The sequence below is a fragment of the Mesorhizobium sp. KR1-2 genome, from assembly GCF_040045035.1.
Lineage (GTDB): Bacteria > Pseudomonadota > Alphaproteobacteria > Rhizobiales > Rhizobiaceae > Pseudaminobacter.
Map to the genome: position 1 here is coordinate 599547 of NZ_JBDZDS010000002.1, position 17157 is coordinate 616703.

Sequence of the window (17157 nt, forward strand, 5' to 3'; positions counted from 1 at the left end):
GTGGGTTAATTGCCTGTGGGCATGACTTGGCCGCGGATCTCGCCGCTCGCATGCTTGGCGGTGTGGACGTTGACGTAGTACTTGCCGTTCATCAGGTCGGACGCCTGCTCTTCCGTCAGGGTGACCGATCCTTTCGTGCCGCTCTGGGGATCAGGGATCGGCACGGCCACATCCGCGTTCTCTCCCGAACCGGCAGGCCCGTGGAAATGGGCCCCGGTCGCCTTGCCGGTCAGACCGGAATATTCCAGCGTCCATTCCATGGTCTTGGTATCCGGATCATAGGTCACGTCCACCACGCCCGACCCCTTGCTGTCGGTTGGCGGAACCTCCTGGCTGCCGTCCATTTTCGCGGTCAATTTCATGGCTTCGGCCAGAGCCGGCGAAGCCATCAGCATGATGGAGATCGCAAGGCCGGCCATCAGCGGCGAAAAGCTGGAGTGTTTCATTGCACTGCCTCCCTGGATTAGGAAGCGCCCGCCCCGGAGGCGAACTCCGCGCTTCCTGAGGAGTGGCAATAACGACTCCGGAGCCTCAAGGTTGCGACCCGATACACGGAAAAAGGGGCGGTCACCCGCCCCTCCCGTTGCTTCGTGCCGCTTCTGCGGCAATCCGATATCACGCCCTGCCCGGAATGCCCGGGCAGGCGGTGTTCGCGAGCCGGATCAGAGGGCCTTGTCGGTGATCTCGGTGGTGTAGGCGCCTTCCGGCTCCTTGGTGATGATCTTCTGGTCCAGCAGTGCCTTGACGGTGCGGTCGTAGAGCGTCTTGTCGAGCTTGCCATCGCCGACCAGCTTTGCCACTTCGCCCATCATCCGCTTCTGGTGGTTCTCGTCCTGCCCGCCGGCATCCATCACAGCTCCGGCGGCCTCATCCGGGTGCTCGACGGCATACTTCCAGCCCTTCATCGAAGCGCGCACGAAGCGCACCATCTTGTCCTGGAAGGCCGGGTCCTGGAGCTTGTCCTGCATGACATAGAGGCCGTCCTCAAGCAGGTCGTTGCCGAGCTGCGAATAGTTGAAGACGATGAGGTCTTCCGGCTTGAAGCCGGCATCGATGGCCTGCCAGTATTCGTTGTAGGTCATGACGGAGATGCAGTCGGCCTGCTTCTGCACCAGCGGCTGCACGTCGAAGCTCTGCTTCAGAACCGTCACGCCATCCGGGCCACCATCGGTGGAATAGCCGAGCTTGTGCATCCAGGCATAGAACGGATACTCGTTGCCGAAGAACCAGACGCCGAGCGTGTGGCCCTTGAAGTCTGCCTCGGTCTTGACCGGGCCATCCTTCGGACAGATCAGTTCAAGGCCGGACTTGGCATAGGGTTGGGCGATGTTGACCAGGGGCACGCCCTTGTCGCGCGCCGAAAGGCCAGCTGCCATCCAGGTCACGATGACGTCGGCGCCGCCGCCGGCGATCACCTGCTCGGGCGCGATGTCCGGGCCGCCCGGCTTGATGTCGACGTCGAGGCCTTCCTCTTCATAAAAGCCCTTGTCCTTGGCGACGAAGTAACCACCGAATTGGCCCTGCGCCACCCACTTCAACTGCAGGGTAACCTTGTCGGCCGCCCAGGCTTGGACAGCCGCCAGCGACATCGCGCCGGCAAGCATGGAGACGATCAGTTTCTTCATTCTTTCCACCCTCTGAAGTTCGTCTACCCACCACGGACAGACGGATGCCAAAACGTGACAGCCCTTTCCGCAAGGGCAACCACACCATAGAAGACCGAACCCGCAAGCGCCGCAACCGCGATCTCGGCCCAGACCATGTCGATGTTCATGCGCCCGACCTCGGTGGAGATCCGGAAGCCCATGCCCACGACAGGAGTGCCGAAGAACTCGGCGACGATCGCGCCGATCAGCGCCAGCGTCGAGTTGATCTTCAGCGCATTGAAGATGAATGGCGCGGCGGCCGGCAGGCGCAGCTTCCACAGCGTCTGCCAGTAGCCCGACGCATAGGTCCGCATCAGGTCACGCTCCATGTGACCGGAGGCGGCAAGCCCCGCCACCGTGTTCACCAGCATCGGGAAGAAGGTCATGATGACCACCACCGCTGCCTTGGAATGCCAGTCGAAGCCGAACCACATCACCATGATGGGCGCGACCCCGATGATCGGCAGCGCGGAGACCATGTTGCCGATGGGCAAAAGCCCGCGCCGCAGGAAATCCACGCGGTCGGCGAGGATCGCGGTCACGAAGCCCGCACCGCAGCCCATGATGTAGCCGAAGATCACGGCGTGGAAGATGGTCTGGTTCACGTCCGCCCACAGCACCGGCAGCGAATTGGCGAAGCGGGCGGCGACTGCGCTGGGCGGCGGCAACAGCACGAAGGGAATGCCCGCCCCGCGCGTCACCGTCTCCCAGATGATCAGGATCCAGGCGCCGAAGATGGTCGGGATCAGCAGCCGCAGAAACGTGCTTGCCGAGCGGTTTTCGGGCCGCATCGCCGAAAGCACGGTCACGCAACGCCAGGCGAGAAGCCACGCGGCCCCCACCAGCAGGAAGAACGAGGCGTGCGCGGCGCCCTCGCTGCCGGCGATGCCAGAAATGAGCAGCCATGCCGCTCCATGGGCGCCGACGAACAGGATCGCTGCCGCGAGCCAGCCCGACAGAGGCAGCATGGACAGCAGCGCCGCCGCCCCGATCAGGGCGAAGACGGCCGCCGTCGCGCCCGGGCCGAACGGCTCCGCGCCCTCGATGCCGGCAATGGGCAGCTTTGCGGCAGCAATCACGCCGACGATGAGCGCCAGCGCCGCCTGCCATGAGATCTTGAACCCGCTCATGCCGGCCTCCCGCCCATCGAGCGCTCGACGATGCGCCCGGCAACGCCCACCAGGGTGACCAGCAGCACCGCGACAATCGATCCGGCCACGAGCGCCGACCAGATCTCGATGGTCTGGCTGTAGTAGGATCCGGCGAGCAGCTTGGCGCCGATGCCGGCCACGGCACCCGTGGGCAGTTCGGCAACGATCGCGCCGACGAGGCTTGCCGCCACCGCCACCTTCATCGAGGCGAAGAGATACGGCACCGAGGCCGGCACGCGCAGCTTCCAGAAGGTCTGCGAGGGGCTGGCGTTGTAGGTGTGCATGAGGTCGAGATGCATGATCTCCGGCGAACGCAGGCCCTTCACCATGCCCACGGCCACAGGGAAGAACGACAGATAGGTCGAAATCAGCGCCTTGGGCACCAGCCCGGTGATGCCGACGGCCGCGAACACCACCACCACCATCGGCGCGATCGCCAAGATGGGGATGGTCTGCGAGGCGATGATCCATGGCATCAGGCTGCGGTCAAGCGCCACGAAATGCACGATGCCGACCGCGATCAGGATGCCGAGCACGGTGCCGAAGGCAAAGCCCAGCAGCGTCGAGGAAAGCGTCACCCAGGCATGGTAGACGAGGCTGCGGTTGCTGGTGATCTTCCGCATGAAGGTGTTTTCGAAGAAGTTCGACGCCACCTGGTACGGCGTTGGCAAAACCGGCTTGGGCTGCGTCAGCGTCTTGCCGACGAATTCGACGAAACCTGGCGCTTCGCCCGCGCGCCGGTCGAGATCGCGCTGGAATGGCGCATTCATGACAACGGCGAAGACGTACCAGAGCACGACCAGCGCCGCCAGGATCGACAGCACCGGAAAAACGCTGCCGGAGACGATGCGCGAGAAGATGCCGGCCTGTTTCGCCGGAGACTGCGCCAGGGTGTTGGAGGCCATGGTCATGCCCTGGTCCCCTTGATTGAAAACTCCCCCTTCAACACCGCCGCCTCAGTCATAGCTGTGTCCCGCGCGCAGGCCGTCGCGCACGCGCGCTGCGATGGCCAGGAATTCGGGCGTCTCGCGGATGTCGAGCGGCCGCTCCTTCGGCAGGGTCGACTCGATGACGTCGGTCACGCGACCAGGGCGCGGCGACATCACCACGATGCGGGTGGAGAGATAGACCGCCTCCGGGATGGAGTGGGTGACGAAGCAGATCGTCTTGTTGGTCTGGTCCCACAGCTTCAGAAGCTGCTCGTTGAGATGGTCGCGCACGATCTCGTCGAGCGCGCCGAAGGGCTCGTCCATCAGGAGCAGGTCGGCATCGAAGGCGAGCGCACGCGCGATTGAGGCGCGCTGCTGCATGCCACCCGAGAGCTGCCACGGAAATTTCTTCTCGAAACCGGAGAGATTGACCAGATCGAGCGTGCGCTTGATGCGCGCCTTCTGCTCGGCGCGGGAAACGCCCATGATCTCCAGTGGCAGAGCGACATTGTTCTCGATGGTGCGCCACGGAAACAGCGCCGCTGCCTGGAAGACGTAGCCGTAGGCGCGCGCCTCGCGCGCCTGCTGCGGCGTCATGCCGTTGATGGAGATCGTGCCCGAGGTCGGCCGTTCGAGGTCGGCGATCACGCGCAGGAAGGTGGTCTTGCCGCATCCCGACGGGCCGATGAAGGAGACGAACTCCCCCTTGCCGATCGTGAGGTCGACATCCGAAAGCGCCCGAACGGGCCCGTCATTGGTCTGGAAGGTAAGCCCGAGCTTACTGGCTTCGATGACGGTATTGCTGTGTGCTGGCTGCAAGCTGGCTCTTTCCAATTTCCGTTGATCGATCAAAGCATTTCGGGGTTCGGCAGACGGCACGTGCGCGAAAATGAGTCCGGAAAACAACGGATTGCGCCCGTCTCCTGACTCGATTTCGCAATTGGTTGCGAGAGTGCGTTTCCCGCCCTGCTCAAGGACCGGATCGTTGCGCGCGCGACCTCGCGGCCGCCGCATGGCGACCGGTCGCGCTATGTGCCGTGTGTGAAGATGCTCCTCATGCTCCCGTGTTCCCCTTCATTTCGGGCCGCGCGCTTCTTGGCGAGCGCGTCGGCCCTGTCAGTTCCGTATGTTACTCCACGATCTGGGCAGTCTCCACCACCGCGTGGAAAAGAACGTCGCAGCCGGCGGCCGCCCATTCCGGATAGATTTCCTCGGCCTCGTTGTGGCTCAGTCCGTCAACGCAAGGGCACATGACCATCGCCGTCGGCGCCACCCGGTTGATCCAGCAGGCGTCGTGGCCCGCTCCCGAGACGATGTTGCGATGCGAGTAGCCCAGCCGTTCGGCGGCATCCCGGATCGCCTTCACGCAACCTTCGTCGAAGGTGACCGGGTCGAAATGGCCGACCTGCTCTATCTCGAAGGAAATATCGAGCGCCTCGCAGATGGTCGAGATGCCATCGCGGATGCGCATGTCCATCTCGTCCAGCACTTCCTTGTCGGGCGAGCGGATGTCGATGGTGAAGACGGTGCGCCCGGCGATGATGTTGCGCGAGTTCGGATAGACCTCCATGTGGCCGATCGCGCCGACGGCGTCGGGCTGGTAGTCCATCGCCACTTCATGCACCAGCTCGGTCACCCGCGCCATGCCGAGGCCGGCATTGCGGCGCTTGTACATGGGCGTCGATCCGGTATGCGCTTCCATGCCGGTCACCGTCACCTGCAGCCACTTCAACCCTTGCCCGTGGGTGACGACGCCAATCTCGATTTCTTCGTCCTCGAGGATCGGTCCCTGCTCGATATGCAACTCGAAAAAGGCGCGCATCTTGCGCGCGCCGACTTTCTCGTCGCCCTTCCAGCCGATGCGGGCGAGCTCGTCGCCGAAGCGCTTGCCTTCGGCGTCCTTGCGGTCATAGGCCCAGTCCTGGCCGAGCACGCCGGCAAACACGCCCGAGGCCAGCATGGCCGGGGCAAAGCGGGTGCCCTCCTCGTTCGTCCAGTTGGTGACGACGATGGGATGCTTTGTCTTGATGCCGAGATCGTTCAGCGTGCGCACGACTTCCAGCCCGCCCAGCACGCCGAGCACGCCGTCGAACTTGCCGCCGGTGGGTTGGGTATCGAGATGGCTGCCGACATAGACCGGCAAGGCGTCGGCATCGGTGCCCTCACGACGGGCGAACATGGTGCCCATCTCATCGACGCCCATTTCGAGGCCGGCGTCCTCGCACCATTTCTTGAAAAGGTGGCGACCTTCGCCGTCGAAATCGGTCAGCGTCTGGCGGTTGTTGCCGCCGGCGATGCCAGGCCCGATCTTCGCCATCTCCATCAGCGAATCCCACAAACGGTCTGAATTGATTCGCAGATTCTCTCCCGGCGCCGCCATTCTCTTCTTTCCCCTGGTCTTGCTTATTAAAATACCGGAAGGCCTTTCGGCCTCCCGGAACCACTTGGTCTTAGTCGATCATGTTCAGCACTTCGCGGACATGATCGATGAGTTCATCGATCTGGCCCTTGGTGATGATCAGCGGCGGCGACAGCGCGATGATGTCGCCGGTGGTGCGGATCAGCGCGCCGCGTTCGAACGCCTTCACGAAGGCCGAGAAGGCACGCTTGCTCGGGCTGCCCGGGATCGGTTCCAGCTCGATCGCGCCGACGAGGCCGATGTTGCGGATATCGATGACGTGCGGCTCGCCCTTGAGCGAGTGCAGCGCCTCTTCGAAATAGGGAGCGAGTTCGGCGCCGCGCGTCAGCAGGCCCTCTTCCTTGTAGGTGTCGAGCGTGCCGAGAGCCGCGGCCGAGGCAATCGGGTTGCCCGAATAGGTGTAGCCGTGGAAGAACTCGATCAGGTGCTCGGGGCCGTTCATGAACGCGTCGTGGATTTCCTTCTTCACGAACACCGCGCCCATCGGGACGACGCCGTTGGAGACGCCCTTGGCGGTGGTCATGATGTCGGGGATGACGCCGAAATAGTCAGCCGCGAACGGGGTGCCGAGACGGCCGAAGCCGGTGATGACCTCGTCGAAGATCAGCAGGATGCCGTGCTTGTCGCAGATCTGGCGCAGGCGCTGGAGATAGCCCTTCGGCGGGATGAGAACGCCGGTGGAACCGGCCACCGGCTCGACGATGACGGCCGCGATGGTCGAGGCGTCATGCAGCGCGACGATGCGCTCCAGCTCGTCGGCAAGCTCCGCGCCGTATTCCGGCTCGCCCTTGGTGAAGGCGTTCTTGGCCGGCAGATGCGTGTGCGGCAGGTGGTCGACGCCGCCCAGAAGCGTGCCGAACATCTTGCGGTTGGTGACGATGCCGCCGACCGAGATACCGCCGAAGTTGACGCCGTGATAGCCGCGCTCGCGGCCGATGAGGCGGGTGCGCGAGCCCTCGCCCTTCACGCGCTGGTAGGCCAGCGCCATCTTCAGCGCGGTTTCGACCGACTCCGAGCCGGAATTGGTGAAGAAGACGTGGTCCATGCCCGCCGGTGCGATGTCGACCAGGCGGTTCGCCAGTTCGAACACGATCGGGTGGCCCATCTGGAAGGCCGGCGCATAGTCGAGCTCGGCAGCCTGATGCTGGATCGCCTCGGTGATCTTGGGACGGCAGTGGCCGGCATTCACGCACCACAGGCCAGCCGTGCCGTCGAGGATCTTGCGACCGTCGCTTGCCGTGTAGTGCATGTCCTTGGCGCTGACGAGCATGCGCGGCGCCTGCTTGAATTGGCGGTTCGACGTGAAGGGCATCCAGAATGCGCTGAGGTCGTTCGGCGCGACGTTCTTTCTGTTAGACATACCAAGCTTTCCTTTTGGGGTCCCCTGTTTCACTGCGGCCAACGCTTGGTCTTTGCGGTACTTGTGTGTTACGCAATTTTTGACCGATTGGACAAACGTTAGCACCGCCAGACGGGCGGTCAAGGGAATACTAGCCCAGATGCACGTGCGAAATCGCGTTCCACCGGCCGAGAGAAACTGGTCCAGCGAATTGGTCCACAACCGAGGGGCCTCCGCCCTTGCCGGGAGACCCCAATGACAATGGAAAGCACCGCCCGCCCGCGCCGCACCCGCATCCAGCAGGCAAAGCGCGAGCTCATTCTCGAAGCCGCCCTGGACGTGTTCTCCACCCACGGCTTCCGCGGCTCGACGATCGACCAGATCGCCGAAGCTGCCGGCATGTCGAAGCCGAACCTGCTCTACTATTTCCGGCGCAAGGAGGACATCCACGAGGCGCTGATGGAGCGGTTGCTGGACACATGGCTGGCGCCGCTGCGCGAACTGGACGACAGCGGCGACCCGATCGCCGAGATCCGCGGCTATATCCGCCGCAAGCTTGAGATGGCGCGCGACTTCCCACGCGAAAGCCGGCTGTTCGCCAATGAGATCCTGCAGGGCGCGCCGCGCATCATGCCGCTGCTGGAGGGCGAACTGAAGGAACTGGTGGACGAGAAGGCCCAGATCATCAAGGGCTGGATGCGGGCCGGCAAGATCGTCAAGACCGACCCCTGGCACCTGATCTTTTCCATCTGGGCGACGACCCAGCACTATGCCGACTTCGACGTGCAGGTGCGCGCCGTGCTCGGCCCCGACCGCGGCGGCGAAGGCCGCTTCGAGGATGCCGCGCGCTTCCTCGAAGACCTGTTCGTCCATGGACTCGCGCCGCACAAGGACTGAACCGGGAAAAGCGGCTCGGTTTCCGGCAGGACTATCGTCCGGCTATCCGCCAACCCAGGCTTCGGCCATGCTGACCTGACCTCTCCGCAGCGGCAGCCGGCGGGTCCGGTCTGCGCGCGACAACGGAGCGCGTGACGGAGGAGACGATGGCGAAGCTGATCGTGATGTACGGGACGCCGAAGGACCCGGCGGCCTTCGACCGCTACTATTTTTCCACTCATGTCCCGCTTGCCAAGAAGATACCCGGCCTCGTGCGATATGAGGTGAGCGAAGGCGCGGTGTTGAGTCTGACGGGGCCGGCCCCCTATCACCTGGCTGCGGTGCTCGAGTTCCCCTCCCTCGCCGCGATGGAAACCGCCCTGGTTTCTCCGGAAGGCAGGGCAGCCGCCGGCGACATTCCCAATTTCGCAGATGGCGGCGCTGACCTGTTCTTCTTCGACACGAAGGAGGTCTGACGCCTCCCGGCACCCGCAGCGGCGGGCTTCGCGGCCTTCCGCGCTATTCGATCCGCTCAGTCGCGGGGGACCGGCTGGATCGTGAAGATGCCGTCCGTATCCGGGAAAGCGACATAGACATCGTCCGGCGTTTCGAAGCGGATGCGGGTCTTGCGCTCGGCATCGACGAGATCGATCGCCCAGCCCTCCATCAATCGCCACGCGGTGATGTCGTCCAGGACCGGGAAGTTCGCCGCGCAAGCGGGTGCGAGTTCGATCTCCATGCCACCGATGGTCTGCTCGCGCTTCAGAACGGCTAGGCAGTGCTTGTCGCCCGCCGCGTTGCTGACCCTCCACGGACCGAACATGTCGGCGACGAAATCCGGATCGGCGGCATCGACGTCTATCACCTTCAGTTCGTCGAAGGCCGCCTCCTCCGCGGAGGCGCTGCCGCACTGCAAGCAGACGGCAACCGCAATGCCAAGAACACCAAGACGCATCCCCTTCCCTCCCCAATTTTCCACAGCAAAGCATTGCGCGGGACGGCGGGCAAGACACTTCCAGGAACGAAAGCGCAGATCACGCGGGCCGGTAAAGCGCGCATTCGAACAGTACGGCTTACGCGCAAATGCAGAACCAGCAGGTATGCAGGTACTGCAGTGTTGCAGAACAGAGACAGACAGATGGTGGCGGATAACGTAGGTGCAGCAAGGGTTTAATTGACTTACGAGGGGACTATCAGTGCATACCACCAGATGTTGCGTTGCAATGCTCGCATTGTTCTCGCTCGCCGGAGCGACGACGGCGCAGGCGGCGGATCAGTTGTCCAGCGAGACCGTCTACGAGTCAGCCGACAAAAGTATCACCGTCCTCGGTGGCATCGGCTACACGTGGCTGAGGAGCAACGAACTCGTCTATGACGACAATGCCAATCGCATCAGCCAACTGATCTGGAAGACTCAGGCTCCCGTCGCCACACTCGGCGCCAAGGCCGTTTTCGCCGACGTTTGGACTGCTTCGGCCAATGCCGTGATCGGTTTTTCCGGCCGGAGCGACATGAAGGACTACGACTGGACGGGGCGTTGGCTGTCTGGCTGGGGCGATGACGATTGGACTCACCGCTCCATTCATCCGGACACCAATCTCGATCGCTACATCAATCTGGATGTCGCGCTGGGCCGGAACTTCGCTGTCAACGGTACGATCACCGTCAATCTGCATGGCGGCTTCAAATACACGAATGTCAAATGGACGGCCTATGGCGGCTCGCACATCTACAGCAAGAAGGGATACCGTGACGACATCGACACGTTCCCGGACGGCGAACGCGGGATAACCTTCGAACAGAGATACCCAACCCTGTTCATCGGTGCAGAAGCGACCACGCTGGTCGACGACTGGACCCTCTCCGGGCTGCTGCGCGGCGGCTTCACGGTGAACGCCAGCGACACCGATCACCACTGGATACGCAAACTGCGCTTCGAAGACGAGTATGGAACGGTTCCGTTCGTGTCGGTGGGCGGCAGCGCCAGTTACCAGTGGAACGAACGCACCAGCCTTTTCCTGGCCGGCAATTTCGACAAGTACTTCCGCACGTCAGGGGATACGACGGAATACGAGAAGGGCGTCCTGAACGCGAAATACAAGGATGGCGCCGGCATGGACTTTGTGTCGGCCACCGTTTCGGTAGGTGCCAAGATCTCGTTCTGACGCAAGAAAAACAACAAGGCCCGACGTTGTCGGGCCTTGTTGTCACATAGGCAGGGATCCTGCCTCCAATTGTAGGGCGACGCGCATTTCTCGCGCGCCACCCGCATCGATAAAGCTCACTCCGCGGCCTGTCTGGCCATCGGGTTGTTCGGGTGCGTCGTCCAATTGGCGTAGTCGGGCGAAACCGTCTTGCCCGTACGCTTGTCGAGCGCGCCAACAGCCAGCGGCTCCATGGTGATGCAGCCTTCGACCGGGCAGACATTGACGCACAGATTGCAGCCTACGCACTCTTCCTCGATCACCTCGAAGCGGCGCACGCCGTCGACCATGCTGGTGATCGCCTGGTGGGAGGTGTCCTCGCAGGCGATGTGGCAGCGGCCGCACTTGATGCAGGCATCCTGGTCGATATGCGCCTTGGCGATGTAGTTGAGGTTGAGATACTGCCAGTCGGTGACGTTGGGCGTGGCGCGCCCGATGATGTCGTCGAGCGTCTTGTGGCCCTTCTCATCCATCCAGTTCTCGAGACCGGCGATCATCTCCTGCACGATCTTGAAGCCATAGGTCATGGCCGCCGTGCAGACCTGCACATTGCCGGCGCCGAGCGCCATGAACTCGGCCGCGTCGCGCCAGGTGGTGATGCCGCCGATGCCGGAGATGGGCAGGCCGCGGGTTTCCGGATCGCGCGCGATCTCGGCCACCATGTTGAGCGCGATCGGCTTTACCGCCGGGCCGCAATAGCCGCCATGGCTGCCCTTGCCGTCGATTGAGGGCTCGGGCGAGAAGCTGTCGAGATCGACCGACGTGATCGAGTTGATGGTGTTGATCAGCGACACCGCGTCGGTGCCGCCGGCATGGGCCGCCCGCGCCGGCTTGCGGATGTCGGTGATGTTGGGCGTCAGCTTGGTGATGACGGGCATGCGCGTGTACTGCTTGCACCAGCGCACCACCATCTCGATATATTCCGGCACCTGGCCGACGGCCGCCCCCATGCCGCGCTCGGACATGCCGTGAGGGCAGCCGAAGTTCAGCTCGATGCCGTCGGCGCCGGTCTCTTCGACCAGCGGCAGGATCGCCTTCCAGCTCTCCTCCACGCAGGGCACCATGATCGAGGCGATGAGCGCCCGATCCGGCCAGTTCATCTTCACCTGCTTCATCTCGCGCAGGTTGGTCTGCAGGTCGCGATCGGTGATCAGCTCGATATTGTTGAGGCCGAGCAGCCGACGGTCGGCGCCCCAGATCGCGCCGTAGCGCGGGCCGTTGACGTTAACGACCGGCGGGCCCTCCTCGCCCAGCGTCTTCCACACCACGCCGCCCCAGCCCGCCTTGAAGGCGCGCTCGACATTGTAAGCCTTGTCGGTGGGCGGCGCGGAAGCCAGCCAGAACGGATTGGGCGACTTGATGCCGATGAAGTTGTTGCGAATGTCAGCCATGCTCACGCCCTCCCGTTCGCGGTGAGTGACTTGTGAATGCTTTCGGCGGCATCGCGACCCTGCGCGACGGCCGAAACGGTGAGGTCCTCGCCGCCGAGGATGCAGTCGCCGCCAGCCCAGACCTTGGCCAGCGAGGTGCGGCCCTGATCGTCCACGACGATGCGCCCGCCTTCCATGGCAAGGCCCGCGCCGGTGCCGTTCAGCGACACAGGCTCGAAGGCCTGGCCGATTGCCTTGAACACCTGATCGGCGGCCAGGTGCACGATCTCGCCGGTGCCGGCGAGCTTGTCGCCTTTCATGGCGGTGTATTCGAGTTCGATGCCCACCACCTTGCCGCCTTCCGAGATGACCCGCTTGGGCTGCATCCAGTGGCGGATGACGACGCCGTTGGCAGTCGCCAGATCCTGCTCGAACACCGAGGCGTTCATGTGCTCCTGGCCGCGCCGGTAGCAGATGGTCACCTCCTCGGCGCCCAGGAGCTTGGACTGCACGGCCACGTCGATGGCCGTCATGCCGCCGCCGATGACGACGACGCGGCGGCCGACGGGCAGTGCGCCGAGATCGCTGGCCTGACGTAGCGTGGCAATATATTCGACGGCGTTCTCTACGCCGGTCGCATCCTCGCCTTCGGCGCGCAGCGCGTTGATGCCACCAAGGCCGAGACCGAGGAACACGGCGTCATATTTCGCCGTGAGGTCGGCGAGATGGAAATCGCGGCCCATCGCCTTGCCGTTCTCGATCGTGATGCCGCCGATGGCGGTGACGTAGTCGACCTCGGCCTGGGCAAAATCGTCGGTGCTCTTGTAGGCGGCGATGCCGTATTCATTGAGGCCGCCGGACTTGGGCTTGGCCTCGAGCACGGTCACCTCATGGCCGTAGCGCGCCAGGCGATGCGCGGCGGCAAGGCCGGCAGGGCCCGCGCCGACTACCGCGATCTTACGACCGGTCGGTTCCGCGCGCTGATAAAACTGCTTGCCCTCCTCCATCGCGATGTCGGTGGAGTAGCGCTGCAGACGGCCGATCTGCACCGGCTTGCCTTCCGCGACTTCGCGAACGCAGACCTCTTCGCACAGCGTCTCCGTGGGGCAGACGCGGGCGCACATGCCGCCCAAAATGTTCTGGTCGAAGATGGTCTTGGCCGAGCCGAGCGGATTGCCCGTGGCGATCTGCCGGATGAACATCGGAATGTCGATGGAGGTCGGGCAGGCCTGCATGCAGGGCGCATCGTAGCAAAAGTAGCAGCGATCCGCTTCTACCAGGGCTTCGTGATGATCCAGCGGAGGATGAAGATCGGAAAAATTCTCCGCATACTGAGCGGCGGCAAGCCTTCCGGCGGCTATGCCTTCCTTGAACTGACCTTCGGCCATTTCAGTTCCCCATTATTGTGGTTTTGGGGAAGGCTAGCACAGTTTATTTTTTTATCAATTGGTCAATTTTCAAGATAACCGATTGAAAAGGTATCATAAAAACATGATTAAAACTATCATGTTTTATACTAAAGCCATCAGTGCTTTGACGTGGAATCGCCCCGGAGAGGGTCAACAGCCGGAATTCTGGCAACCCGGCCGGTAGATCGGAACATCCATCTGCTGCGGACTGACGCGTGGACGATCCTGCTCCCGGTAGAACTGCTGCTGCATCTGGTAGTCGCGGCGCATCTGCTCGTTCTGCAGCGACTGCACTTGCCCGTCGATCAGCCTCTGCTGTCCAACCCCAGGGCCGCGGTAAGCCGCTCCGGCGAGTTCGATGGCAGGGGCTTGCGAGACGCCCACCAGCAAGACAAGAGCCGGCAGCATCAGTTTCGAAATGTTCTGCAAAGACGGCATGGCATTAGCGCTCCACCGCAGAAGACTTTACCTGAACACTATATAGGGGCGCCGCTTGCCGCGCGCCATCCTTAGCGTGCGGATGCGGCCGGATCCTGCGTGTTTTCGTCCCGCTCGAAGCTGATCACCGGCTCCATCTTGGCCAGCACTTCGTCCGACAGCCAGCACAGGCTCTTGTGGCCGTTGCCCAGATCCTTGAGCGGCGGCACCTCGGTCTCGCAAAGGTTACCGGGCACCAGGTTCTTGTAGCGGCAGCGAGTCTGGAACGGACAGCCCGTAGGAGGGTTCATGGCCGAGGGGATTTCGCCCTCCAGCACGATGCGCTTCTTGACCACGCTGGTGTCGGCGATCGGGATCGCAGAGAGCAGCGCCTCCGTATAAGGGTGATAGGGCGGCGAAAAAATCTGGTCGGTGGTGCCCTGCTCGACGATATGGCCGAGATACATCACCACCACACGATCGGCGATGTAGCGCACCACTGAAAGATCGTGGCTGATGAACAGCATGGTCGTCTTGGACTCGCGCTGGATGTCCATCAGAAGCTCGGTGACCGCCGCCTGCACGGACACGTCCAGCGCCGAGACCGGTTCGTCGGCCACCACCACGCGGGCGCGGCCGGCAAAGGCGCGCGCCACGCCGATGCGCTGCTTCTGCCCGCCCGAAAGCTGGCGCGGCATGCGCTCGGCAAAGGCGCGCGGCAGCTTCACCAGATCGAGCAGTTCGAACATCTTCCGCCGGCGCTCGGCGGCGGTCTTGCCGATCTTGAATTTTTCGAGCGTGCGAACGATCTGCGAGCCGACCGAATGGCTGGGGTTCAGCGTGTCGAACGGGTTCTGGAACACCATTTGGATCGACGACACGGTGTCTACGTCGCGCTCCTCGACCGGGGTTGACTGGATTTCGCGGTTTGCGAGCGTGATCTTGCCCGAGCTCGCCGTCTCGAGGCCCAGCAGCACCTTGGCGAGCGTGGACTTGCCGCAGCCGCTTTCGCCGACGATGGCCACCGTCTCGGCCTCGCGCGCCTCGAAGCTGATCGCCTCGTTGGCCTTGACCACGCGGCCCTCGCCGCCGCCGAACACCTCGTTGCCCGAGACCTTGTAATATTTCTTCAGCTCATCGATCTGAAGCACCGGCTTGCCGGGCTGGATCGGTTCCTTCCCCGTCTTGGCCCCTTCCGGCACCGCCTGCCAGTCGATCTCGTTGATGCGCACGCAGCGGCTGAAGTGGTTGTCGTGCCCTTCCACGGCGACCATGGGGATCTCGGCGGCGTTGCAGACGCCCTCGACGAAGTGGTGGCAGCGCGGGCCGAAATTGCAGCCTTTGGGCCGCTCGTGCGGCAGCGGCAACTGGCCGGGAATGGCGATCAGCGGCCGCGAATTCTTGTCGGCGCCCGGCAGCGGGATCGAGCGGAACAGGCCTTGCGTATAGGGGTGGCGCATGCGGTCGAATACGTCCTCGACCTTGCCGGTCTCCACCGCCTCGCCCGAATACATCACCGTGATGCGGTCGCAGGTCTCGAGGATCAGGCCGAGATTGTGCGACACGAAGATCATCGACGTGCCAAACTCCCTGCCCAGCCCCTTGATCAACTCGACGATACCGGCCTCGACGGTCACGTCGAGCGCGGTGGTCGGCTCGTCGAGCAGGAGCAGCGCCGGGTTGGAGAGCAGCGCCATCGCAATGACGATGCGCTGCTGCTGTCCACCGGAAAGCTGGTGCGGATAGGATTTCATCACCCGCTCGGGATCGGGCAGCCGCACCGCCTTCAGCATCTCCAGCGAGCGTTTGTAGGCCTCGTCCTTCGAGACCTTCTCGTGGATCAGCGGCACTTCCATGAGCTGCTTGCCGACCTTCATCGCCGGATTGAGGCTCGCCATCGGCTCCTGATAGATCATGGCGATCTTGTTGCCGCGTATCCTGCGCAGCTCCTCCTCCGACATCTCGCCCATGTCGCGGCCCTGGAATTTTATCCGGCCGCCGACGATCTTGCCGACATTGGAAAGGTCGCGCATGACGCCGAGCGAGACGGTGGACTTGCCGCAGCCGCTCTCGCCGACGATGCCCATGGCCTCGCCGGGCATGACGGTGCATGAAAAATCCATCACGGCGGGGATTTCGCCGCGCCGCGTGAAGAAGGAGATAGAGAGGTTCTCGATCTCCAGGATGGGTTCGACCTGAGGCCTGACGGCTTCGTTCATGGTGCCCTCCATCAATCTTTCAGCGATTGCTCGCGCAGGGAATCGGCGAGCAGGTTGAGCCCGAGCACGAAGGACATCAGCGCGATCGTCGGCGGCAGCGCCGGGTGGACGAAGGAGCGCAGCAGGCGGCTGGCGTCCTTGATCGCGGTGCCCCAATCGGGGCTTTCCGGTGCGAGGCCGAGGCCGAAATAGCCGAGCGTGCCGAGCAGGATGGTGGTGTAGCCGATGCGCAGGCAGGCATCGACAATCAGCGGTCCGCGCGCATTGGGCAGGATCTCCCACAGCATGATGTACCAGGGAGATTCACCCCTGGTCTGCGCGGCCGCCACGTAGTCGCGCGTCTTGATGTCCATCACCAGGCCGCGCACGATGCGGAACACGCCGGGGCTGGAGGCGAACACCACCGCCACGAAGATATTGAGCTGGTTCGGATCGATATGGATGATTTTTAGCGGATCGGCGTCGAAGACGAGCCCGGCATAGATCCAGCCGCCGATCACCAGCGTCAGCCCGAGAAGCAGGTACAGCCGCTCGGGACGCGTCTTGAACCTTGTCCAGAACAGCACGCAGAAGAAGATGATCGGGAACAGGAAGAACAGCCCCGCCATGGCGTAGGGGATGGGTGTGTCCATGATGCCAGGCGTGACCAGCAGGTAGAACAGCAGGATCACCGGGAAGGCGAGCACCAGATTGGCCAGGAACGACAGCAAGGTGTCGATCTTGCCGCCGTAATAGCCGGCCGGCAGACCGAGCGTGATGCCCACCATCAGCGCAAAGCCGGTGGCGGCGGGCGCGATGATCAGCACGATCTGGCTGCCATAGACCATGCGCGAGAAGATGTCGCGCGCGAGCTTGTCGCCGCCGAACAGATAGACGCCGTGGGAGGCGGGCTCAATGGCGCCCGGCAGCGCATCCTTCATGGCCGGGATCTGCGCCAGTGGATCGAAGGGCGCGACGGTGGAGGCAAAGATGGCCGTGAACAGCCAGAACAGGCAGATGGTGGCGCCCGCTATGCCGACGCCGCTGTCGAAGAGCTGGCCATAGAGGCCGAGCTTATTCCGGTAGAAGAAGCTCGCGCCCAGGACGACGACCAGCGCCAACCACACCGGCCCGAACCGGCCGAGCACGCCGAGAAAAATCTGGAATCCGCTTATGAATTCTAGCTGCATCCGCGCCCC

General features: G+C 63.3%; 16 protein-coding genes. 3 read left to right on the top strand and 13 right to left on the bottom strand.

The window, feature by feature from the left end:
- Nucleotides 1–5: 5 nt before the first annotated feature.
- From ABLE85_RS07110 to ABLE85_RS07140, 7 genes are all read right to left on the bottom strand, one after another.
- Nucleotides 6–446 carry a CHRD domain-containing protein gene (locus tag ABLE85_RS07110; RefSeq protein WP_348791991.1) on the bottom strand — a complete coding sequence of 147 codons (441 nt, stop codon included), beginning with the start codon at nucleotides 444–446 and terminating at the stop codon, nucleotides 6–8.
- A 216-nt stretch (nucleotides 447–662) separates the two neighbouring features.
- A complete protein-coding gene (locus ABLE85_RS07115) occupies nucleotides 663–1625 on the bottom strand; it encodes an ABC transporter substrate-binding protein (protein WP_348791992.1) in 963 nt (320 codons plus the stop codon).
- A gap of 23 nt (nucleotides 1626–1648) precedes the next feature.
- Nucleotides 1649–2776, bottom strand: a complete 1128-nt coding sequence (locus tag ABLE85_RS07120) for an ABC transporter permease (RefSeq protein ID WP_348791993.1) — start codon at nucleotides 2774–2776, stop codon at nucleotides 1649–1651.
- Entirely contained in the window at nucleotides 2773–3708 is a 936-nt protein-coding gene (locus ABLE85_RS07125; protein ID WP_348791994.1) for an ABC transporter permease, read from the bottom strand. Before ABLE85_RS07125 ends, ABLE85_RS07120 begins: the two co-directional genes overlap by 4 nt.
- Before the next feature lie 45 nt (nucleotides 3709–3753).
- Nucleotides 3754–4545 (bottom strand): ABC transporter ATP-binding protein, encoded by a 792-nt coding sequence (locus tag ABLE85_RS07130; RefSeq protein WP_348791995.1) that lies wholly within the window; start codon nucleotides 4543–4545, stop codon nucleotides 3754–3756.
- A 310-nt stretch (nucleotides 4546–4855) separates the two neighbouring features.
- Nucleotides 4856–6106, bottom strand: coding sequence for a Zn-dependent hydrolase (locus ABLE85_RS07135; RefSeq protein ID WP_348791996.1), 1251 nt, complete (start codon nucleotides 6104–6106; stop codon nucleotides 4856–4858).
- 70 nt (nucleotides 6107–6176) lie between these two features.
- Nucleotides 6177–7505, bottom strand: coding sequence for an aspartate aminotransferase family protein (locus ABLE85_RS07140; RefSeq protein ID WP_348791997.1), 1329 nt, complete (start codon nucleotides 7503–7505; stop codon nucleotides 6177–6179).
- Between the two features lie 240 nt (nucleotides 7506–7745).
- Between ABLE85_RS07140 and ABLE85_RS07145 the strand changes: the two genes are divergently transcribed.
- Nucleotides 7746–8381, top strand: coding sequence for a TetR family transcriptional regulator C-terminal domain-containing protein (locus ABLE85_RS07145; RefSeq protein ID WP_348792126.1), 636 nt, complete (start codon nucleotides 7746–7748; stop codon nucleotides 8379–8381).
- 146 nt (nucleotides 8382–8527) lie between these two features.
- Complete coding sequence (locus ABLE85_RS07150; RefSeq protein ID WP_348791998.1) at nucleotides 8528–8836, top strand: EthD family reductase; 309 nt, start codon at nucleotides 8528–8530, stop codon at nucleotides 8834–8836.
- 56 nt (nucleotides 8837–8892) lie between these two features.
- Here ABLE85_RS07150 and ABLE85_RS07155 read toward each other — a convergent pair whose 3' ends face one another.
- Nucleotides 8893–9315 carry an AprI/Inh family metalloprotease inhibitor gene (locus ABLE85_RS07155; RefSeq protein ID WP_348791999.1) on the bottom strand — a complete coding sequence of 141 codons (423 nt, stop codon included), beginning with the start codon at nucleotides 9313–9315 and terminating at the stop codon, nucleotides 8893–8895.
- Nucleotides 9316–9583: 268 nt separating this feature from the next.
- Between ABLE85_RS07155 and ABLE85_RS07160 the strand changes: the two genes are divergently transcribed.
- On the top strand, nucleotides 9584–10525 hold the full coding sequence (locus tag ABLE85_RS07160; RefSeq protein WP_348792000.1) for an omptin family outer membrane protease: 942 nt from the start codon (nucleotides 9584–9586) through the stop codon (nucleotides 10523–10525).
- A gap of 116 nt (nucleotides 10526–10641) precedes the next feature.
- Here the strand turns inward: ABLE85_RS07160 and preA are convergent, their stop codons facing one another.
- From preA to ABLE85_RS07185, 5 genes are all read right to left on the bottom strand, one after another.
- The gene (preA, locus tag ABLE85_RS07165; protein ID WP_348792001.1) at nucleotides 10642–11955 is read right to left on the bottom strand and encodes an NAD-dependent dihydropyrimidine dehydrogenase subunit PreA; all 1314 of its coding nucleotides are present in this window, start codon (nucleotides 11953–11955) and stop codon (nucleotides 10642–10644) included.
- A gap of 2 nt (nucleotides 11956–11957) precedes the next feature.
- Nucleotides 11958–13322 carry an NAD(P)-dependent oxidoreductase gene (locus ABLE85_RS07170; RefSeq protein WP_348792002.1) on the bottom strand — a complete coding sequence of 455 codons (1365 nt, stop codon included), beginning with the start codon at nucleotides 13320–13322 and terminating at the stop codon, nucleotides 11958–11960.
- Nucleotides 13323–13493: 171 nt separating this feature from the next.
- A complete protein-coding gene (locus tag ABLE85_RS07175) occupies nucleotides 13494–13781 on the bottom strand; it encodes a hypothetical protein (protein WP_348792003.1) in 288 nt (95 codons plus the stop codon).
- Between the two features lie 71 nt (nucleotides 13782–13852).
- Complete coding sequence (locus tag ABLE85_RS07180) at nucleotides 13853–15979, bottom strand: ABC transporter ATP-binding protein (protein ID WP_348792004.1); 2127 nt, start codon at nucleotides 15977–15979, stop codon at nucleotides 13853–13855.
- A gap of 11 nt (nucleotides 15980–15990) precedes the next feature.
- Nucleotides 15991–17148, bottom strand: a complete 1158-nt coding sequence (locus tag ABLE85_RS07185; protein WP_348792005.1) for an ABC transporter permease — start codon at nucleotides 17146–17148, stop codon at nucleotides 15991–15993.
- Between the last annotated feature and the right edge of the window lie 9 nt (nucleotides 17149–17157).